The sequence below is a fragment of the Halarchaeum grantii genome (genome assembly GCF_014647455.2).
GTDB lineage: Archaea > Halobacteriota > Halobacteria > Halobacteriales > Halobacteriaceae > Halarchaeum > Halarchaeum grantii.
Genome location: NZ_BMPF01000002.1, coordinates 356,136 through 376,499 on the forward strand (window position 1 = coordinate 356,136; position 20,364 = coordinate 376,499).

Consider the following 20,364-nt stretch of genomic DNA (forward strand, 5'->3'; position numbering starts at 1 on the left):
CCGAGCGCTTTCGAAACACGCGTAGGCGTCGAGGCCCACGCGAGCGTATGGCGCTCGACTCGCTCCCGAACCGGCCGCTCGCACACGACGATGTCGCCGTCCTCGACGCCGCCGGCGCGTTCGCCGCCGTCCGCCCCGTCAACGCCTTCCACTTCCCGGAGCGCGACACGCGACTCGTCACCGCGCTCATCCTCGTCACCGGGACGGGCCTGCGCGCCGTCGAGTACGACCCGACGACGCGCGAGTGGACCGTCGTCCGCACCGAGGCACTCGACGACCCCGACGGCCTCGAGGACGTCCCGGACGAGCTGCTCGCCACCGTGCAGGGCGAACTCGAGGACCGCGTCAGCGAACTCGAGGAGGCCGGCGTCGTCGGGCAGCCGGCCGCGCGCGACGGCGACGTCGAAGTCCGGGACGCGACCAGCCTCGGAACCGTCCTCTACGAGCAGTACACGGACTGAGGCGCCTCAGTAGAGGCGCTCGGTCGCGATTTCCGCGCCCTCGACGAGCGCTTCGAGCTTCGCCCACGCGAGCTCGGGGCTGACCATCCCGAGGCCGGCTTGCGTGCCGAAGCCGCAGTCCGGCGCGGCGACGATGTCGGTGTCGTCGGGGGCGGCGTTCGCGACGCGCTCGATGCGGTCGGCGATGGTCTCCGGGTGGTCGATGATGTTCGTCTTCACGTCGACGACGCCGGGGATGAGCGTCCAGTCGTCGGGGAGGGGTTCCTCCGCGAACGCGCGGTATTCGTGCTGGTGGCGCGGGTTCGCCTGCTCGACGCTCAGTCCCGAGATGTCCGCCTCGTAGATGACGGGCAGCATCTCGACGAGGGCCGTGTCGAGGTGGCCCGGCCCCTCGTAGCTCCCCCAGCAGGTGTGGAGGCGAACCTGTTCTGCGGGGACGTTCTCGAGCGCCTGATTCAGCGCCTCGATGTGGAGGCGCGTCGCGTCCTTGATCTCCTCGAGGGAGCGGTCGGCGTACGCCGCCGTCTGGCCGACCGTGAGGAGTTCGGGCGCGTCGATCTGGAGCGTCATACCCGTCTCGGCGACGAGCTCGTACTCCTCCTGCATCGCGTCGGCGGCCGCGAAGAGGTAGTCCTCGTAGTCCTCGTAGTACTCATCGACGTGCGTGGACGTGACGATGCTCGGCGACGCCGACGTCATGAAGGTGTCCTCGACGTCCCCATCGACGGCCTCGAGCGCGTCGAGGAACTCCTCGATCTCCGCTTCGGCCTCCGCGTGGCCGGTGTACTCGATGGGGCCGGTGACGACGGGGTGCATCGAGAGGTCGATGACGTCCGTCTTGAACGTCTCGTCGGCGTACTCGGGGTACTCCTGAAGGTCCGCCCAGAGCTCGGTCTCCTGCGTGCCGTCGATGCCGCTGAGGCGGTTCGCGACGTACCAGTTGAAGGAGACGCGGGGCTGTTCGCCGTCGTTGATGGAGTCGAGTCCGACCTCGCGCTGGCGCTCGACGACGCGCTCGGTCGCCTCGCGGGTCGCTCGCTCCCACTCCTCGTCGTCGACGTCCTCGCCCTCCTGTTTCCGCTGGAGGAGGTCGAGGAGTTCGGGCGGGCGCGGGAGGCTGCCGATGTGCGTCGTGCGGATGCGGTCGTCCGTCATACACGTGTAATAATATGCGGCGAGGATATAACTCACGGTATTCGGGCGAGCGGTACCGACGGGCGGCGGCGCGGGTCCGCACGCACGCCGAGGCGTCGCCGACGGTCCGACCGCGGCTCAGGCGCGGGAACCGCCGACGGCACCGATTCCGTATCGCGGTAGGTGGTGTATCGGTGCTGTCGCGGGGCTTTTATCGCGCGCCACCGACTCTAGGGGTAGATGGTACGGAACGTCGCCGAGGACGTCGCGGCCCTCGAGCAGGAGGACTTCAACCTCCTCTCCGGAGTCGAGCACGGCATGCGCTTCTCGGAGTGGGTGAACCGGGAGAAGCTCCCGGAGTTTGCACGCCTCACCGAGGAGGAGGTGGATTATCGCCTCGACCGCGTCGAGGACCGGGGACTCGTCGAGCGCCAGACGATCCAGTACGAGGGGTTCCGGCTCACCTTCGAGGGCTACGACACGCTCGCGCTGAAGGCGTTCGCCGAGCGCGACACCCTCAGTGGGTTCGGCGCGCCGCTCGGCGTCGGCAAGGAGAGCGACGTCTTCGAGGTGCAGTCCTACAAGCCCCTCGCGCTGAAGTTCCACCGCGAGGGCTACACGAACTTCCGCGAGGTACAGAAGGAGCGCGACTACACGAGCGACAACGACCACGTCTCGTGGTTCTACACGGCCAGAAAGGCCGCCGAGCGCGAGCACGAGGCGCTCCACTCGCTCTATCCGGACGTGAGCGTCCCGCAACCCGTCGACCAGAACCGCCACGCCATCGTGATGGAGAAGGTGGACGGCGTCGAGTTGAACCGCGCGAAACTCGAGGACGGACAGGTCGTCGGCGTCCTCGACCTCGTCCTCGACGAGATTGCGACGGCGTACGACGAGGGGTTCGTGCACGCGGACGTCAGCGAGTACAACGTCTTCGTCCGCGAGGACGGCGTCGTCCTCTTCGATTGGCCCCAGTCCGTCCCGACCGATCACGAGAACGCCCGCGAGTTCCTCGGCCGGGACGTCCGCAACATCGTCTCCTACTTCCAGCGCAAGTACCCGAACCCGACGCCGGACATCGATACGGAGGCCGTCGCGGACGCGGTGGCGGCGAACGAGTTCGAGACCGTCAGGGCCCACGGCGAGTAGTCGGTAGGCGTTTCGCGACGCCGCGGAGAGCGCGGCGCGACGGCGCGGCCGGCGACCCGAGTGTTCCGTTTGGTCCGAGTCAGCGCGCGTCGGCGCTCGTCGCGCGCGCCATGAAGTAGACGGCGACGACGCCGAGCGCGAGGTCGAGCGCGCCGAGGACGACGACGGCGGGGGCGAGCGTGTTCCAGATGCCGCCGAACGCCGACACCTCGATGGCGGTCATGACGTCGCGGCCGAACATGAGGGCGCGCGCGGCGTCGATGCCGTACGTGAGGGGGTTGAGCGAGGCGACGACCTGCACCCACCCGGGGAGCGCGTCGAGCGGGAGGAAGGCGCTCGAGAGGAAGAGCAGGGGGAACTGGAGGACGTTCACGGAGATCATCGTGGACTCCTGGTCGCGCGTGACGAGCGCCATGACGTTCGAGAACGCCGTGAACCAGACGGAGAAGAGGACGCCGACGAGGACGATGCCGACGGCGCCCGCGAGGCCGGTGGCGACGTACGTGCCGGGGTCGCCGCCGGTGTCGATCCAGAGGAGGACGTAGCCGAAGACGAGGATGATACAGACCTGCACGACGATGCGCAGCACCTCCGAGAGGGACTTCCCGAGGAAGACCGCGCCCCGGTGCATCGGGGAGACGAGCGCCTTCTCGAACATCCCGGACTCGATGTCCTCGACGAGGCCGATGCCGGAGGTGGTGGCGGCGATGAGCGACACCTGAATCGCGATGGCGGGCACGAGGAAGGTGATGTAGCTCGTGTCGCCGCCGACCGCGCTCCCGATGGCGCCGCCCGTGATGCCGCCGAACACCTCGGTGAAGAGCACGAGGAACATGATGGGGTTGAGGAGGGAGAAGACGAGCACGAACGGGTTGCGCGTCGTCTTGATCAGCCACCGCTTGAGGTTCACCCACGTGTCGACGACGAAGCCGTTCCCCGCCGCTTTCTCGCCCGGCGCGGACGCGCTCATCGCGTCACCCCCGTCGGCTCGGCGCCGTCGGCCTCCTCGCTCTCGGGGTCGTACGCTTCGCCGGTGACGGAGAGGAAGACGTCGTCGAGCGTCGGACTGCGGACGTTGAAGCCGGTGATGGTGAGGCCGGCGTCGCGGAGCGCGACGAGGAGGTCGGTGCCGTGGCGGCGCGCCACGCTCGACGTGACGCGCACCCCCTCGTCGGTCGCTTCGACGGCGTCGGCGTCCGCCGCGAGGCGGGAGTCGACGGCGACCTCGCGGGCGCGCTCGACCTCCGCGTCGCTCGGGTCGTCGAGGTCGACTTCGAGGACGTCGCCGCCGACTTCGGCCTTCAGTTCGGCGGGCGAGCCGGTGACGGCGATCTCGCCGTCGACGATGACGCCGATGCGCTCGCAGAGGTGGTCGGCCTCCTCGAGGTACTGGGTGGTGAGGAAGACGGTGGTTCCCCGGTCGTTGATGCGCTCGAAGTAGTCCCAGAGGCGGTTGCGGGCCTTGGGGTCGAGGCCGGTCGTGGGTTCGTCGAGGAAGACGACCGGCGGCTCGTGGACGAGGGCGGTGGCGACGTCGAGCCGTTTCTGCATCCCGCCGGAGAAGCCCTTCGCGGGCTTGTCGGCGACGTCGGCGAGGTCCACGAGGTCGAGGAGGTCGTCGATGCGCGCCTCGCGCTCCTCGCGCGGGACACCGTAGGCCTCACACGCGTAGCGGACGTTCTCGCGCGCGGTGAGTTCGCGGTCGATGCTCGTCTCTTGGGCCATGTAGCCGATGGATTCGCGGACCTCGCGGGGGGAGTCCGCGACGTCGTAGTCGTTGACGGCGACGCGCCCCTCTGTCGGGTTGAGGAGGGTGACGAGGGTCTTGATGGTCGTCGTCTTCCCCGCGCCGTTCGCGCCGAGGAAGCCGAAGAACTCGCCGTCGGGGACGTCGAGCGTGACGTCGGTGACGGCCTCCGTTCCGTCCGCGTACGTCACCGCGAGGTGCTCGGCGTGGATCGCGCTCATACGTGACGGGAGAGCGCGCGCTGACACATAAGCTTTGACTGACCGTTCATTCAGACCGGTGGCCCCGTGTCTTATGGAGCGGTGTCACCGAGAAAGCGTATGCCGTGGTCCGAGACGCCGTTCGCGGTGCCGCTCCTCCTCGCGGCAGTCACGGGGCTCCTCCTCGCGGCGTACACGCTCGGCCGGCGCGAGCGCCTCGACCCGCCCGCCGTGGCGGCGTTCGTCACCGTCGCGCTCGCCACCGCCCTCTGGACGGGCGCGTACACGCAGCAACTCGCCGCCACGACCGTCGCCGCGAAACTGTTCTGGACGCGCGTCGTCTGGATCGGCGTCGCGCTCACCGCCGTCGGCTGGCCGGTCTTCGTCCTCGCGTACACCGGGCACCGCCGCGTCCTCCGTGCGCGCGTCCTCGCTGCGCTCGCCGCGCTCCCGGCGCTCTGCGTGCTCGCCGTCTGGAGCGCGAACTACCGGTGGCTCCTCACGCCCGTCGGCCTCCGCGACGTCGCGGGCATCACCGTCCTCGAAATCGCGCCCGGCCCCCTCTTCGTGCTCTTCCTCTGCTACTCGTACGCGCTCGATGTCGTCGCCATCGGCCTCCTCGCGCGCGCCGCCATCACCCGACGCGGCACTCGACGCCGCGAAGCCGCCGTCCTCTGTCTCGGCTCCGTCCTCCCGCTCGCCGCCAGCGTCGCCAGCGTCGCCGTCCTCCACCCCTACCCGTACGTCGACGCGACGCCGATGGCGTTCGGCGTCACCCTCCCGCTCGTCGCCGTCGTGCTCTTCCGCTATCGGCCGCTCTCGCTCGTCCCCGTCGCGCGCACCCAGCTCCTCGAGAAGATGAGCGACGGCCTCATCGTCCTCAACGCCGACGAGCGCGTCGTCGACGCGAACGCGACCGCTCGCGCGCTCCTCGCCAACGGCGACGGCCTCATCGGCCGCCCGGCCGAGCGCGCGCTCGCCGACCACCCCGCTCTCCTCGACGCGATCGAGCGACCCGACGACGACGGCGAGCGCAGCGTCGTCATCGAGCGCGACGGCGAGCGGCGTCACTACGACGTCTCCGTCTCCGTCGTTCGGGACTCGCTCGGCGCCGTCAGCGGCACGCTCGTCAGCCTCCGGGACATCACGCGGCGGCGCGAGCTCGAGCAGTGGTATCAGAGCATCGTCGACCGGTCCACGACCATCGTCGCGGTGGCCGACGCCGAGGGCAGGCTCCGCTACGCCACGCCGTCGTTCGAGCGGACGCTGGACTACGACCCCGGCGACATCGTCGGCGAGCGCGTGACCGACTTCATCCACCCGGACGACGTCCCCACGTTCCAGAGCGCGCTCGCGGACGCGAACGAGCACGGGACCGGCGCGCTCCGGGAGGTGCGCGTCCGGGACGCCGAGGACGGCTGGCACGTCATCGAGGGCCAGGCGCGCGACCTGCGCGACGACCCCGTCATCGGCGGCTACCTGCTCTCCGGCCACGACGTCACCGCGCGCCGCCGCACCGAACAGCGCCTCCAAGCGCTCAATCGCGTCCTCCGCCACGACGTCCGCAACGAGCTCTCGGTCGTGCAGGGCTACGTCTCGATGGCGCGCGAGCGCATCGACGACGAGGAGGTGCGCGAGTGGCTCGAGCGCGCCCACAGCGCGAGCGAGAAACTCCTCGACGTGAGCGAGACGTCGCGATACGTCGACGCCGAACTCGAGCGCGACCCCGAGGTGGCGCGCCGCGACGTCACCGACGCCGTCGCGGACGCCGTCGCCGCCGTCGAGCGCACGCACCCCGACGTGCGCGTCGCGGTGGACGCCCCGGAGTCGGCGCGCGCGGACGTCACCCGGCTCTTCGAGTTCGCCGTCGAGCACCTCGTGCGGACCGCCGCCGAGCACGCCGCGAGCACCGACGAGGACGTCGAGGTGCGCGTCGAGCGAACGACCGCCGGGGTCGAGCTCCGCGTACGGCTCGGCGAGCGGTGGCTCTCCGAGGGCGACGAGCGCGTGCTGGAGCAGGGCGAGGAGTCCCCGCTCGCGCACGCCGACGGCCTCGGCTTCTGGATCGTCCACTGGGCGGTGACGGCCGCCGACGGCACGCTCGCCGTCGCGGAGGACGGCCGCGTCGTCGTGCTCCGCCTCCGCGACCCCGACGCGTCGTGAGGCGGGGGTTTCGAAGCGCTTAACCCCGACACGACAGTAGCACCACCAACTCGCTGGTGCGGGCCCAGCGGGCACCCGTCTCGACGGGACGAAATGTGGACCGCCTCGCGGTCTGAATCGACAGCGCCCGCGGACAACACATGGCACGAAGCTTCTACTCCCACATCAAGGACGCGTGGAAGCAGCCCGGCGAGGGCAAACTCGCCGAGCTGCAGTGGCAGCGCAAGCAGGAATGGCGCCGACAGGGCGCGATCGAGCGCGTCGAGCGCCCGACCCGCCTCGACAAGGCCCGCGAGCTCGGCTACAAGGCCAAGCAGGGCGTCGTCGTCGCGCGCGTCTCCGTCCGGAAGGGGACCGCCCGGCAGTCCCGCCACAAGGCGGGTCGCCGGACGAAGCGGCAGGGCGTCAACCGCATCGGTCGCGCGAAGAACCTCCAGCGCATCTCCGAGGAGCGCGCGACGCGCAAGTACGTCAACCTCCGCGTGCTGAACTCCTACTGGGTGGGTGAAGACGGGTCGCAGAAGTGGTTCGAAGTCATTCTCCTCGACCCGGAGCATCCCGCCATCCAGAACGACGACGACCTCGGCTGGATCGCGAACAACAGTCAGGAGAACCGCGCGCTGCGCGGTCTCACCTCCGCCGGCCGGAAGGGCCGCGGTCTCCGCAAGCGCGGGAAGGGCACGGAGCACGTCCGTCCCTCGAAGAACGGCGGCCAGCGCAAGAAGTAACGCCGCGCGTTTCGGTTTCTCCCGTTTCCCTCGCCGCGTAGCGACGGCGCCGTTCAGCGCCCGCGCCAGACGACGTCCGCCGCGATGTCGTCGCGCGTGACGACGCCGACGAAGCGCCCGTGGCTGTCGGTGACGGCGGCGTGCGCGGCGCCCGTCTCGCGGAACTCGGTGACGAGTTCGTCCACGGTCCACGAGTCGAGAGCGGCGGGAACGTCCGCGAGGGCGTCGCGGAGCGTGCCGCCGGATTCGACGGCGCGCACGGCGGCGGCGAGCGTCACGATACCGACGACGCCACCGTCGGCCCCGACGACGGGAACGGCGTCGACGCCGGCCTCAAGGCAGGCGTCGCGCGCGGCGGCCGGCGTCGCGTCCGCGTCGAGCACGGTGGCGGTTTCGCGCGGCGTCATCACCTCAGCGACGGCGGTCTGTTCGAGGTCGAGGACGGCGTGCACCATCTCGCGCTCGTGGGGTGCGACGACGCCGAGCTGTGCGCCCGTCACGAGGAGCGCGCGGATCTCCTCGCGCGTCACGTACGGCGTCGCCGCGTCGGTGCCACCGAGGAGCGAGGTGATGGCGTTCGCGGCGGTGTCGAACGCCCAGACGACCGGGGAGAGCGCGCGTTCGAGGACGTGGACGGGGCGCGCGATGGTGAGCGCCCACGATTCGGCGTGCGCGACGCCGTAGGCCTTCGGCGCGATCTCGCCGAAGAGCAGGACGAGCACGCTCGTCACGACGGTGGCGGCGACGATGGCGGAGCCGGCGGGGAGGAGCGACACCGTGAGCGTCGCGATGATGGTGGAGAAGGCGACGTTCACGACGTTGTTCCCGACGAGGATGGTGACGAGGAGGCGGTTCGGGTCCTCGCGGAGCGCGTGCAACGCCGTCGCGCGGGCGTCACCGGTGGCGGCGAGCGACTGGATGCGGTGCAGTTGGAGCGAGAACGTCGCGATTTCGGCGGACGAGAAGAAGGCGCTCGCCACCAGGAGGAGGAGGCAAGCGCCCGCGAGCACGACGAGGGTGGCGTCGACCATACCGATGGGAGTGGCCCGAGGGCCGTAAGCCCACCCGGAGTCCCCCTACTCGGCGTCGCCGACGACGCCCTGCAGGGTCTCGAAGGCGTCGCGCTCGGCGTCGTCGTCGGCGTTCGCGACGAGGCGCTCGACGATGAACTCGGGCGTGCTGCGCCCGACGACGCCGAAGCGCGGCTGGTAGTCGACTTCGAGGGCGAGGTCCGGGGAGAGCCCTTCGGCGAAGACGCCGTCGACGCGCGCGCGCCCCGGGAGCGGGTCGAGGTCGTCCGCGAGGTGGGTGACGTAGACGCCGAGCGCGTCGTGGTCGGCGGTGAGCGAGACCAACCCGTGGAGGAGGTCGGCGGCGCTCCCGGGTTCGGTGATGGCCTCGAACTCGTCGACGAGCATGAGCGTGCGGCCGTCGCGGGCGAGCGGCGGCACGACGGAGCGCAGCGTCGTCTCGAGGACGCCGGCGTTGAAGCTCGCGTGGCGGCGGTGGAAGACGAGGCGGTCGAACCGCCCGACGACGGCGTGGTCGGCGGGGACGGGAAGCCCGAGGGCGGCGAGCGTCGCGACCTCGGCGAGCGTCTCGAGGAGCGTCGTCTTCCCGCCGGAGTTCGCGCCCGTGAGGACGGCGACGCGGTCGCCGACCGGCGGCCCCGCGAGGTCGTGGTCGCCGAGCGCGTACGTCACGGGTTGGACGCTCGCGCCGGACGCGCGGAGGCCGAGGTTGCGCGCGCCCGCGACCGCGAGCGCGGCGTCGTCGGTGTACGCGGGCCGCGTGAGGTCGTAGGCGACGGCGAAGCGCGCGAGCGAGACGGTGAACGCCACGTCGGGGACCGCCTCGGTCGCGGCCTCGACGTCGGTGTCGGCCTCGGCGACGGCGCTGTCGAGGTCCGCGCGCACCGATTCCTCGCGGCTCGCGGCGTCCGCGCGGAGGGCGTCGGCGAGCGAACGGAGCGTCCCGCTCACGAAGTCGGCGGCGTCGGCGGCGTCGGTCGCGGCGTGCTCGCGGATCCGCGCGGGGCCGACGCCCGTGACGTCCGCGACGTGCTCGACGACGGCTTCGCGGAACTCGTCCGGCCCGCGGAGGTCGCCCGAGCGGACGTCCTCGAGCACGCCGAGCGCGTCGCGTTCGAGGCGCTCGACGGCGGCCGCGCGCTCGCGGAGGTCGTCGAGGCGGTCGTCGTAGCCGTCACGGACGCCGTCGCCGTCGCGATAGCGCAGGGCGTCGGCGGCGTCCCGGAGGGCGTCGGCGTCCAGGTCGGCGAACGCCGCGAACGCCCCCGAATCGAGGCCGGCGTCGACGAGCGCGAGCGCGGTTTCGACGGCCGCGCGCTCCCCGCCGTCGCGGCTGTCGTGCTCCTCGAAGGCGGCGATGGCGGCCTCGCGCTCGCCCTCGTTGAGCTCGCGCCACGTCTCGACGGCGTCGAAGACCGCGTCGAGGCGGGCCTCGCGCGCGTCGGCGTCCGCGAGCGGCGTGAGGACGCGGATGCGGTCGCGGGCGCGGCGCGTGAGCGCGAACTCGGCGGCCGTCCCGAGGACGCGCTTGTAGACGTCGCGGGCGTCGTCGGTCGCGAAGCGATCGGCGTCCCCGCCGCCATCGGCGCGCCGGAGAATGCGGGTGGCTCGACCCGGCGAGACGCCGGCGTCGACGAGCGCGGAGACGTCGGCGGACTCGATGGCGCGGATCGCGGCGGCCTCGCCCAGCGCCTCGGTGAGGCGGGCGGCGGTCTTCGGGCCGACGCCCCAGTAGTCCTGTAGGTCGCTCTCCATACGGGAGTGGTACGGCGGCGGGAGAAAAACCGTTGCCCTAAGCGAGCGCGAACCACTCGCTGCCCGCGTAGTTCCAGAGGCCCCCACCGGTGACGGCCGAGAGGGAAGCCATCCAGTAGGGGAGCGTGAGCCACTGGATCGTCGCGGTGAGGAGGGCGGTGTAGACGGCGTAGCCGACGATGCAGACGCCGAGATAGCGCGCGAAACGCCGGCGGAGGCGGTCGGTGGCCGCGAAGGTGTAGCGGCTGTTCAGCCCGAACGTCCAGACGGCGCCGCCGAAGAACGCGACGAACGCCGCCCGCGACGTCGGGAGGGCGCCGGCGAGCGCGAGGAAGACGGCGACGTTCACGAGCGCGCCCGAAACGCCGATGGCGCCGAACTCGGTGAGTCGAACCGCGCGCTCGGCCGGACAGACCCGCGTGACGCCGAGCCGGCGGAGGCCGGCTTCGAGGAGTGGTTCGATGCGCGCGAGCGGTGTCGCACTCATGTCCCGGTCGGGACAACAGTATCGGCGAGAGACGGATAAAGGTTGGTGCGGACTCCCACGTTGAGCGGCGTGCCCGCGCCGAGCGGCCGTCTCGAACGACGGGGGAGAAAGCACTTACCGGGTCGCGGCGGCGCCGCCGCTCGGCGCGCGGCGAACAGGGGAAAGCAGGGGAAAGAAGCGTGTGGGCGTCGGCCGGGTTACTCGAGGTCGAAGCGGTCGGCCTGCATGACCTTGCTCCACGCGGTGACGAAGTCCTCGACGAGCTTCTCCTCGCCGTCCTCGGCCGCGTAGACGTCGGCGTGCGCGCGGAGGCGGGCGTGCGAGCTGAAGATGAGGTCGAAGCGCGTTGCCTCCCAGACCTTCTCGCCGCTGTCGCGCTCGAAGCCCTCGAAGACCTCCTCGTCCTCGTCCACGGGTTCCCACTCGTAGGCCATGTCGAGCAGGTTCACGTAGAAGTCGTTCGTGAGCGTCCCGGGGTCGTCCGTGAGGACGCCGCGCTCGGTGTCGTCGTAGGTCGCGCCGAGCGCGCGCATCCCGCCGACGAGCGCCGTCAGCTCGGTGACGGAGAGGTTGAGGAGTTCGGCCTTGTCGACCATGCGCTCCTCGAGGGTGTCGTAGAGGTCGTTGTAGTCGCCGTCACCGATGTAGTTGCGGAAGCCGTCCGCCTTCGGCTTGAGCGGCGCGAAGGAGTCGGCGTCCGTCTGCTCGGCGCTGGCGTCCGTGCGGCCCGGCTCGAACGGCACGTCGACGTCGTAGCCGGCGTCGGCGGCCGCCTGCTCGACGGCGACGTTGCCGCCGAGGACGATGAGGTCCGCGAGCGAGACGCGGACGTCGTCGTCGCGCGACTCGTTGAACTCCGCCTGAATCTCCTCGTAGGTGTCGAGGACCTCGGCGAGCGTCGCGGGCTCGTTGACCTCCCAGTCCTTCTGGGGTTCGAGGCGGATGCGCGCGCCGTTCGCGCCGCCGCGCTTGTCGCTGTCGCGGTAGGTCGAGGCGGACGCCCACGCGGTCTTCACGCGCTGCGTCCGGTCGAGGTCGGAGTCGAGGATGGCGTCCTCGAGCTCGGCGACCTCCTCGGCACCGACGGTCTCGTAGTCGGCCTCCGGGATCGGGTCCTGCCAGACGAACGTCTCGTCCGGGACCTCGGGACCGAGGAGACGCTGCTTCGGGCCCATGTCGCGGTGGATGAGCTTGTACCACGCGCGGGCGAACGCCTGCTGGAAGTGGTCGGGGTTCTCCTGGAAGTCCTCGAGGACCTCGCGGTAGTCGTCGTCGCGCTTCAGCGCGACGTCGGTCGTCAGCATCATCGGCTCCTCGGACTCGTCGAAGTCCTGGGCGTCCGGGGCCTTCTCGATGTCCTCGCGCTCCTCCTCGGTGGCCGGCTGCCACTGCCACGCGCCACCGGGGCCCTTGTGGGGCTCCCACTCGTAGTCGAGGAGGTTGTCGATGTATCCCGTGTCCCACATCGTCGGCGTGGAGTTCCACGGGCCCTCGATGCCGCTCGTGATCATGCCGGCCTTCTCGAAGTCGTGGTCCCAGCCGAGGCCCTGGTCCTCGATGGGCGCGGACTCGGGGTCGGGGCCGACTTCGGTCTCGTCGTCGGCGCCGTGGACCTTCCCGAAGGTGTGGCCGCCGGCGATGAGCGCGACCGTCTCCTCGTCGTCCATCGCCATGCGGTCGAACTCCTCGCGGATGTTCGCGGCGGAGCCCTCGACGTCGGGTTCGCCGTAGGGGCCCTCGGGGTTGACGTAGATGAGGCCCATGACGGTGTTCGCGAGCGGGTCCTTGAGGTCCCCGACCTCCTCGTCCTCGAAGCGCTCGGGGTCGGTGGTCTCCCACTCGGTCTCGGGGCCCCACTCGACGGCCTCGTTCGACTTGTAGGCGTCCTCGCGGCCGCCGCCGAAGCCGTACGTCTCGAAGCCCATCGTCTCGAGGGCGACGTTCCCGGCGAGCACGATGAGGTCGGACCACGAGAGCTTGCGGCCGTACTTCAGCTTGACCGGCTGGAGGACGCGGCGGGCCTTGTCGAGGTTGACGTTGTCCGGCCAGCTACTCTCCGGCGGGAGGCGCTGGCGGGCACCGGACGCGCCGGCGCGGCCGTCGAGGGTGCGATAGGTGCCGGCGCTGTGCCAGGCCATCCGGATGAACAGCGGCCCGTAGGTGCCGTAGTCGGCCGGCCACCACTCCTGGGAGTCCATCATGACCTCCTGGATGTCCGCCTTGACCTCCTCGAGGTCGAGCTTCTGGAACTCCTCGGCGTAGTCGAAGTCCTCGCCGTACGGGTTGAGTTGCTCCTCGTCGTCGTCGAGGATGTCGACGCGCAGCAACTCCGGCCACCACTCCTGGTTTGACCACGTCATTAGTACCTGATTCATCACGCGTTGTGGCCATAAACATACCGATAGCTCGCTTCAAGCGAGGTAATATTCCCACCAGAGGGCGAAGATGTTTTTCTGAAGGGAAGATATTTTTGTGCTTGTGTCCGGTGGGTTCGCAGTATCTGTTGGGCAGGCGGCGACGCAGGAAAAAGACGGGCCGGCATCTCGTGTGCGAGACGTTCTGGCGCGTGGTATCGCCGTTCGGCTCGCGATGCCGTGTTACTCGCCTTCGACGAGGCGGCGGAGCTGTTCGGGAGGGACGGCACCGCGCGCCGCGTACCCCTCGTACGCGAACGTCGGCACGCCCGTCACGCCCTGCTGGTGGGCCGCCCGGAACTTCTCCGTCACCGTCTCGTGCAGGTCCTCGTCCGCGACGGCGTCGCGGACCGCCTCGGGGTCGACGCCCGCCTCGTCGGCGAGGTCGGCGAGCACGTCCACGTCGCCGATGTCGCGCTCGTCCTCCCAGAGCGCCGCGAAGAGCGACTCGTCGAACGCCAGCCACGTCTCGTAGTCCTCGTGTTCGGCCACGTAGTAGGAGGCGATCTGCGCGTCCAGCGAGTCCACGTCCCCCACGAGGTCCGTCTGCATCTCCTCGGCGTCGTACTGCTCGCGGAGGCGTTCGACGTTCTGCTTCGCCTGCTCGTAGTACTCGTCGTCGTGCCCGCTCTCCTGCACGATTTCGCCCGACTCGTTGCGCTGGTTCGACCGGAGGTCGAAGGGGTGCCACTCGATCTCCAGTTCCTCCTCGCGCGACTCCTGATACGTCTCGAGCGAGCGGCGCCCGAGGTAGCAGAACGGACAGACGTAGTCGCTGAACACCGTTATCGTGTCGGCCATACGGCGTGAAGGGGACGGGGACGCAAGAGGGCCACGCCCCCGGCACTGAACGCGCGAAACGGGACGCGAGCGAGGCACAGCACTTTACCCTTCAGCGCGCGCACACGACAGGTATGAACTCGGAGACGGGACGGGAGCCGTGGCGGCGCGGGAGACACCCCACATGGTGAACGCCCTCCTCGCCGGGCACGTCGCGGCGTTCGCGCTCGCCGCCATCGCGTGCGTCCTCGGCGCGTGGCGCGCACTCGACGCCGAGCACGACGGAACGCGCACGGGCCTCGTGGCCTTCTTCCTCGCGAGCGGCGGGTGGGCCGCGACAACAGTCGGCTTCCTCCTCATCCCCGTCGTCCCCGTCCAGCGCGCGCTCGTCATCCTCGGGTTGCTCTTCGGCCTCCTCACCGTCGGCGCGTGGCTCTACTTCGCCGCCGCCTACACGGGGCGCTCGCCGAGCGCGCTCCCGTACAGCCGCCTCACCGCCGGCGTCCTCGTCGCCGTCGGCGTGTTCAAGGCCACGAACCCCATCCACCACGCCTACTTCGGCGTCGAGGCGGTGGCGGAGCCGTTCCCCCACCTCGCCGTCCACTACGGCATCGGGCACTGGCTCTCGCTCGGCCTCGCGTACGTCCTCGCGTTCGTCGGCGTCTACATGATCCTCGAGCACTTCCACCTCGCCGGCGCGGACACCCGCCCGCTCGCCGTCCTCGTCGGCTTCACCGCGCTCCCCGTGCTCCTGAACATCGTCGCGCTCGACACGCCGTGGCTCCTGCCCCTCCTCTACGAACCGCTCGGCGTCGCGGCGTTCGCGCTCGGCGTCGGCTTCGTCTACTTCGAGCGCTTCGAGACCATCCACCTCGCCGCCGACATCGACGACCCCGTCGTCTTCCTCGACCGCGAGGGGTACATCCGCGACTACAATCAGGAGGCTGCGGCGCTCTTCGGCGAACTCGACGGCGCGACGGGCGAGCGCCTCGCGGACGTCCTCCCGACGCTCGCGGCGGGCATCGAGGACGGCGCGTCCGTCGTCGCGCTCGAACGCGGCGGGGAGACGCGCTACTACGACGTCACGACGAACCCCTTCATGGCGGGGGAGACCCGGACGGGCGAATCCATCGTCGTCTCGGACGCCACGGAACGCGAGCGCTACCGCCGGCGTCTCGAGGCGCGCGGCGAGCAACTGGAGGCGCTGAACCGCGTCGTCCGCCACGACATCCGCAACGACATGGCGGTCGTGACGGGGTGGAGCGAGGTGCTCGAGGACCACGTCGACGAGGACGGGCGGGACGCCCTGTGGCGGATCCGCCGCACCGCCGAGCACACCATCGAGATCACGGAGAACGTCCGGGACTTCGTGGACGCGCTCGCGGACGAGGGCGAGATGTCGACGCACCGCATCGACCTCCACGCGCACCTCGACGCCGAACTCGAGCGCGTCCGCGAGGCCTACCCGAACGCGCGCTTCGAGACGCCGACCGGCCTCCCGGACGTCGCCGTCGAGGCGAACGAACTGCTCTCCTCGGTCTTCCGCAACCTCCTGAACAACGCCGTCCAGCACAGCGACGTCGACGACCCCGTCGTGACCGTCACCGCGAGCGTCGCCCCCGACACCGTCACGGTGCGCGTCGCGGACAACGGCCCCGGCGTCCCGGACGCGGAGAAGGAGCGCGTCTTCGGGAAGGACGCGAAGGGCGTCGAGAGCACCGGGACGGGCATCGGCCTCTACCTCGTGCGGACGCTGCTCACGCAGTTCGGCGGGAACGTCCACGTCGAGGACAACGACCCGCGGGGCGCGGTGTTCGTCGTCGAGTTACCGCGCGCCTCAGAGGGCGCTCGCGCCGAGGAAGACGCAGGCGACGACGGCGACGAGGGGGGCGGCGTACGCGACGCCGTCGCGGAGTCGTCCCCCGACTAGCGCGCCGACGACGAGGCCGTTCCCGGCGGCCTGCACGAGCGCGGAGTGGTAGAAGAGCAGCCGGTAGGTGCCGGTGTCGATCTGGCCGACGTGGACGCCCGCGATGCCGGCGGCCGGGAGCGAAGCGGAGGCGCCGGCGGCGTCCGCGACGGCGGGGAGGAAGACGAGGTCGAACGCGAGGAGCATCCCGACGTAGACGAGGACGCCGACGACGACGATGCCGGCGTAGACCCCGAGGGTGCGCCGGCGGTCAACCTCGCGCTCGTGGCGCTGGCCGAGGTCGTCCGCGACCGCCTCGAGCACCGGTCCGGGGTCGTCGGTGGTGCGGACGGCGACGACGGTGAGGCCGATGGCGCGCGTGACGTCGGGGACGCCGAGGCGGTCGGCGAACGTCCGGAGGGCGCGCGGGAAGTCCGCGGTCCACGCGACGTCCCGGCGGACGCGGTCGAGTTCGTCCGCGAGCGTTCCCGTGGTGCGCTCGGCGACGAGGCCGACGGCGTCGGCGAGCGGGACGCTGTTGCTCGCGGCGTCCGCGACGACGCGGAGGGCGTCCGGGAAGCGCCCCCGGAGGTCGCGTTCGCGCCGGCGCTCGAGGAGGTAGAGGAGCGCGAACGGCGTGACGGCGACGAGGAACGGGACGGCGAGGAGGCCGGTCGTGGCGCGGATGGGGGTCGCGGCCATCCCCGAGACAGAGAGCGGGACGACGCCGATAGCGGCGAGCGCGAGGAGCGCGAGCGCGGCGAGCGGGACGCTCGCGAGGAAGAGAAGCCGGGGGGCGTCGCGGGCGGCGGCGAGCGGGGCGGCGAGGCGTTCGCGCCACGTCGCGCGCTCGCGCCCGGCGAGGTAGTCGTCTATCGGGCCGTCGTCGATGGCGGCGGGGTCGCACTCATCGCCGGCGTCCACGGCGGCGACGGGGTCGGCGCCGTGGCGGCGGGCGCGCGCGAGCAGGCGCTTGAAGACGAGGGAGAACGCGACGAGGAGGAGGGGGAGGAGGAGGTAGGTGAGCGCGGCGAGCGCGCCGACGAGGCCGGGCGCGGTGAAGGAGGCGACGAGGACGACGACGAAGAGGAACGCGGGGCCGGCGAGCGCGACGGCGACGTACGCTTCGGCGGTGGTTTCGAGGTCCTCGAGCACGCGCTCCTGTCGGTGCTCGGCGCGCTCGCGCTGGTCGGTGACGGCGTCCGCGAGGAAGGCCTCGACGTCCCCGCCGGTCTCGAGGACGCCGACGAGTTCGTCGAGGAGGACGGTGAAGTCGTCGCTCGGCGTGCGCTCGCGGGTCGTGGTGAGCGCGTCGAAGAGGTCGGCGTTGAAGCGCTCGGTGTCCCGGACAGCGAGGCGGACCTCCTCGGCGAGCGGACCGTAGGCCTCCGTCTCGTCGGCGAGCCTGTCGAACGCCTCGTAGAGGTCGGTGCCGCCGTGGACGAGCGCGTAGAGGAAGACGGTTGCGTGCGGGAGCGCGCCGTCGATGGCGCGCCGTCGTCTCGCGATGCGGCGCCGCAGGAGCGCGAGGTGGCCGCCGGCGACGCCGCCGCCTCCGAGGAGGAGGCCGAGCGGGACGCAGGCGAACCGCGCGAGCGCGGGGAGGGGCGCGAGCGCGGCGGCGAGGAGGCCGACGAGGAGGCCACAGAGCGCGCCGACGGCGCTGTGGCGGGCGACGCGCGCGACGTAGGCGTCGACGGTCTCGGGGACGTGCGCGCTCTCGAGGGCGTCGTCGAGGCGCGCGAAGCGCTCGGGGCGCGCGATGACGGACGTCCGAACCGGCCCGTAGCCGTCGGTGCGGACGCGCTCGCGGGCGCCCGGCTCTCGGTCAGTCATCCGCGATACGCACCCGCTCGGCGCCCTCGCGCACGCCCTCGGGGAGGTCCGCGAGGACGCGCTCGGGGTTGCGCTCGAAGGTGAAGACGCGGTCGGCGACCGCCTCGTAGTCGAAGCTCCCCTCGGCGGCGAGGTGCGCGAGGACGCGCTGACGGCTGTCGAGTGCCTCGCGGAGGCGGTCGTCGCGCCAGCCCCGGTCGGCCGCGATTTCGCGCGGGACGCGCGCCGGGGCGCGCTGCTCGAAACCCTGCGTGTCGGCGTCGTAGCGGAAGACGTCGCGGATGCTGGGGCGCTCGTCGCCGTCGGGCGTGCCGACTTCCGCGATCTGCCAGCAGCGCCGCGCGACGCCGTCGGGTTCGTCGACGATGCGCTGGACGACGACGACGTCGAGGTCGGCGAGCAGGTCGGGCGGCACCGAGAGCGGGTCGTGGGTGAGGCGCCGGATGGCGTCGTCGGCGGTCTCCGCGTGGAAGGTGGTGAAGCCGTCGTGGCCGGTGCCGACCGCTTGGAAGAACGCGCGGACGACGGCGGGGTCGGTGCGGAGTTCGCCGACGACGATGTGGTCGGGGCGCTGGTGGAGGGCCTCGCTGAGGAGGCGGTAGCCGTCGACTTCGCGGCGGGCGTCGGCGCTCGCGTCGTCGGCGGTGCGGGTGACGTCCGCCACCCAGTTCTCGTGTGGCAGGTTGACTTCGCGGGTCTCCTCAATGGAGACGACCTTGTGGTCGGGCGGGACGAAGAACGCGCAGGCGTTCATGCTCGTGGTCTTCCCGGAGCCGGTCGGGCCGACGAAGAGCACGGAGCGGTTGTGCGCGACGGCGAGCCAGAGGTAGGCGAGCTGGCGGGCGTCGAACGTGCCGAGGGAGGCGAGTTCGGGGGGCGTGAACGGCTCCTCCCTGAATTTGCGGACGGTGAAGTTCGACCCGCGCGTCGCGACGTCGCCGCCGAGCGTCACCTGCACGCGCGAGCCGTCCGGGAGCGTCGTCGTGAGGAGCGGGTTGGCGGCGGAGACGTGCCGGCCGGCGCGCTGGGCGAGGCGGACGGCGATGGACTCGACGACGTCGCTCCCCCACGACCGGTTCGACTGGAGGTGGCCGTGGTCGCGGTGGTAGGCGTAGAGCGGGACGTCGGCGCCGTCGCAGGAGACGTCCTCGACGGCGGGGTCCGACATGAAGGGGTCGATGCGGCCGTACCCCAGAAAATCCCGGCGGAGGTAGTAGCGCACCACCCAGCGCTCGGCGGGCGGGACGCCGCGCGCGTGCTCGGCGAGGACGTCGTCGAGGCGGTCGGCGAACGCCTCGCGTCCCGACTCGTCGTGGGCGTACTCCTCGTCGAGGAGGACGCGCCGGGCGACGTCGCGGAGGTCCTCGTAGACGTAGTCGGCGAACTCCGAGCGCGTCGGTTCGAGGACGTCGTAACGGAGTTCCTCGGTGTCGGGGTCGCGCCGGAGGGCGACGTGCGCGTACGGTTCGGTCACCCAGTAGGCGTCGACGGCGGGGTCGGGGTCGGCGGCGACGTCGAAGCGCTCCACGAGGGCCTCGACGTCCGGGAGCGCGTCGAACGGCGCGGGGTCGCGGGCGTCGAGGTGGGTGGCGAGCGCCTCGCGGACCCGCTCGCGGGTGTCGCCGGTCATGTCACGCTCGGGGGATGTGCGGTCACGTGCCTTAGTGTTGTGGCTGGCGGGGCCGCGAGCGCGCCGGACGAGCGATGCGGGGCGCACCGGGGGAAGAGCTATGTTGAATGAACGGTTAGTCAACGGCGACGAGACACAATGAACGGATTCGACGGGAAGACGGCGGTCGTAACGGGTGCGGCCTCGGGAATCGGGCGGGCGTCGGCGCAGCGCCTCGCGGCGGAGGGCGCGAGCGTCGTCGTCGCGGACGTCGACGCCGAGGGCGGCGCGGAGACGGTCGCGGCCATCGAGGACGCGGGCGGCGACGCGACGTTCGTCGAGGTGGACGTCACGGACGCGGCGTCGGTCGAGCACATGGTCGACGTCGCCCTCGACACCTACGGGAGCCTCGACCTCGCGCACAACAACGCCGGCATCCTCACTGGCTTCGACGCGGTGACCGACATCGAGGAGGAGGACTGGGACCGCCTCCTCGGCGTGAACCTGAAGGGCGTCTGGCTCTGCATGAAGGCCGAACTCGCCGTTATGGAGGAAACGGGCGGCGCCATCGTCAACACCGCCTCCGAGGCCGGGCTCGTGGGGATGGGCGGGCTCTCGAACTACGTGGCGAGCAAGCACGGCGTCGTCGGCCTCACGAAGACCGTCGCGCTCGAGTACGCGGGGCGCGGCGTCCGCGTGAACGCCATCGCGCCCGGCCCGACGAAGACGAACATCCAGCAGGGGATGACGGGCGGGAGCGACCCGTCGACGCTCCCCTTCGACACGTCCGCGATGGCGGACGTCCCGATGGACCGACAGGCCGACCCCGAGGAGATGGCGGGCGCGGTGGCCTTCCTCTGCTCCGAGGACGCCTCCTACATCACCGGGCACACCATCCCCGTCGACGGCGGGCAGGCCGCCGACTGAGCACCCGCGTAGACGACGAGTATTTCCGAGCCGG

Annotated in this window: 16 protein-coding genes; 6 read left to right on the top strand and 10 right to left on the bottom strand. The window is 71.2% G+C overall.

The genetic code is table 11. The features are described 5' to 3' along the window. Positions 1 to 47 precede the first annotated feature (47 nt). Positions 48 to 461: a DUF7964 domain-containing protein gene (locus IEY12_RS08100; protein ID WP_188882231.1), complete on the top strand. Its 414-nt coding sequence runs from the start codon at positions 48 to 50 to the stop codon at positions 459 to 461. Between the two features lie 6 nt (positions 462 to 467). Here the strand turns inward: IEY12_RS08100 and IEY12_RS08105 are convergent, their stop codons facing one another. Then, positions 468 to 1,616 carry a methionine synthase gene (locus tag IEY12_RS08105; RefSeq protein ID WP_188882234.1) on the bottom strand — a complete coding sequence of 383 codons (1,149 nt, stop codon included), beginning with the start codon at positions 1,614 to 1,616 and terminating at the stop codon, positions 468 to 470. 219 nt (positions 1,617 to 1,835) lie between these two features. Here IEY12_RS08105 and IEY12_RS08110 point away from each other — a divergent pair, with 219 nt between their 5' ends. Next, a complete protein-coding gene (locus tag IEY12_RS08110; protein ID WP_188882236.1) occupies positions 1,836 to 2,744 on the top strand; it encodes a serine/threonine-protein kinase RIO2 in 909 nt (302 codons plus the stop codon). A gap of 79 nt (positions 2,745 to 2,823) precedes the next feature. On the opposite strand, the gene IEY12_RS08115 is transcribed toward IEY12_RS08110, so the two are convergent. Together IEY12_RS08115 and IEY12_RS08120 are read right to left on the bottom strand one after the other, a co-directional pair. Continuing rightward, complete coding sequence (locus tag IEY12_RS08115; protein ID WP_188882243.1) at positions 2,824 to 3,714, bottom strand: ABC transporter permease; 891 nt, start codon at positions 3,712 to 3,714, stop codon at positions 2,824 to 2,826. After that, the gene (locus IEY12_RS08120) at positions 3,711 to 4,712 is read right to left on the bottom strand and encodes an ATP-binding cassette domain-containing protein (RefSeq protein WP_188882249.1); all 1,002 of its coding nucleotides are present in this window, start codon (positions 4,710 to 4,712) and stop codon (positions 3,711 to 3,713) included. The genes IEY12_RS08115 and IEY12_RS08120 overlap by 4 nt, the downstream gene beginning before the upstream one ends. Positions 4,713 to 4,811: 99 nt before the next feature. Here IEY12_RS08120 and IEY12_RS08125 point away from each other — a divergent pair, with 99 nt between their 5' ends. Both IEY12_RS08125 and IEY12_RS08130 read left to right on the top strand, forming a co-directional pair. After that, entirely contained in the window at positions 4,812 to 6,854 is a 2,043-nt protein-coding gene (locus IEY12_RS08125) for a histidine kinase N-terminal 7TM domain-containing protein (protein ID WP_188882261.1), read from the top strand. A gap of 140 nt (positions 6,855 to 6,994) precedes the next feature. After that, positions 6,995 to 7,582, top strand: a complete 588-nt coding sequence (locus IEY12_RS08130) for a 50S ribosomal protein L15e (RefSeq protein ID WP_188882265.1) — start codon at positions 6,995 to 6,997, stop codon at positions 7,580 to 7,582. A gap of 53 nt (positions 7,583 to 7,635) precedes the next feature. Here IEY12_RS08130 and IEY12_RS08135 read toward each other — a convergent pair whose 3' ends face one another. From IEY12_RS08135 to IEY12_RS08155, 5 genes are all read right to left on the bottom strand, one after another. Continuing rightward, positions 7,636 to 8,613 (bottom strand): CNNM domain-containing protein, encoded by a 978-nt coding sequence (locus tag IEY12_RS08135; protein WP_188882272.1) that lies wholly within the window; start codon positions 8,611 to 8,613, stop codon positions 7,636 to 7,638. A 45-nt stretch (positions 8,614 to 8,658) separates the two neighbouring features. After that, positions 8,659 to 10,368, bottom strand: a complete 1,710-nt coding sequence (locus IEY12_RS08140; RefSeq protein WP_188882277.1) for a helix-hairpin-helix domain-containing protein — start codon at positions 10,366 to 10,368, stop codon at positions 8,659 to 8,661. Between the two features lie 37 nt (positions 10,369 to 10,405). After that, the gene (locus IEY12_RS08145; protein WP_188882279.1) at positions 10,406 to 10,855 is read right to left on the bottom strand and encodes a GtrA family protein; all 450 of its coding nucleotides are present in this window, start codon (positions 10,853 to 10,855) and stop codon (positions 10,406 to 10,408) included. A 197-nt stretch (positions 10,856 to 11,052) separates the two neighbouring features. After that, positions 11,053 to 13,230: a catalase/peroxidase HPI gene (katG, locus tag IEY12_RS08150; RefSeq protein ID WP_188882282.1), complete on the bottom strand. Its 2,178-nt coding sequence runs from the start codon at positions 13,228 to 13,230 to the stop codon at positions 11,053 to 11,055. A gap of 222 nt (positions 13,231 to 13,452) precedes the next feature. Then, a complete protein-coding gene (locus IEY12_RS08155; RefSeq protein WP_188882292.1) occupies positions 13,453 to 14,070 on the bottom strand; it encodes a DsbA family oxidoreductase in 618 nt (205 codons plus the stop codon). Between the two features lie 139 nt (positions 14,071 to 14,209). On the opposite strand from IEY12_RS08155, the gene IEY12_RS08160 reads away from it, so the two are divergent. Continuing rightward, a complete protein-coding gene (locus IEY12_RS08160) occupies positions 14,210 to 15,979 on the top strand; it encodes a sensor histidine kinase (protein ID WP_229871057.1) in 1,770 nt (589 codons plus the stop codon). Here the strand turns inward: IEY12_RS08160 and IEY12_RS08165 are convergent. Both IEY12_RS08165 and IEY12_RS08170 read right to left on the bottom strand, forming a co-directional pair. Continuing rightward, complete coding sequence (locus IEY12_RS08165) at positions 15,887 to 17,794, bottom strand: type II secretion system F family protein (protein ID WP_188882304.1); 1,908 nt, start codon at positions 17,792 to 17,794, stop codon at positions 15,887 to 15,889. The two genes, IEY12_RS08160 and IEY12_RS08165, sit on opposite strands and share 93 nt — an antisense overlap. Next, positions 17,787 to 19,424 (bottom strand): type II/IV secretion system ATPase subunit, encoded by a 1,638-nt coding sequence (locus IEY12_RS08170; protein WP_188882306.1) that lies wholly within the window; start codon positions 19,422 to 19,424, stop codon positions 17,787 to 17,789. The genes IEY12_RS08165 and IEY12_RS08170 overlap by 8 nt, the downstream gene beginning before the upstream one ends. 138 nt (positions 19,425 to 19,562) lie before the next feature. Here IEY12_RS08170 and IEY12_RS08175 point away from each other — a divergent pair, with 138 nt between their 5' ends. Then, entirely contained in the window at positions 19,563 to 20,330 is a 768-nt protein-coding gene (locus IEY12_RS08175; RefSeq protein ID WP_188882313.1) for an SDR family NAD(P)-dependent oxidoreductase, read from the top strand. The last annotated feature ends 34 nt before the right edge of the window (positions 20,331 to 20,364 follow it).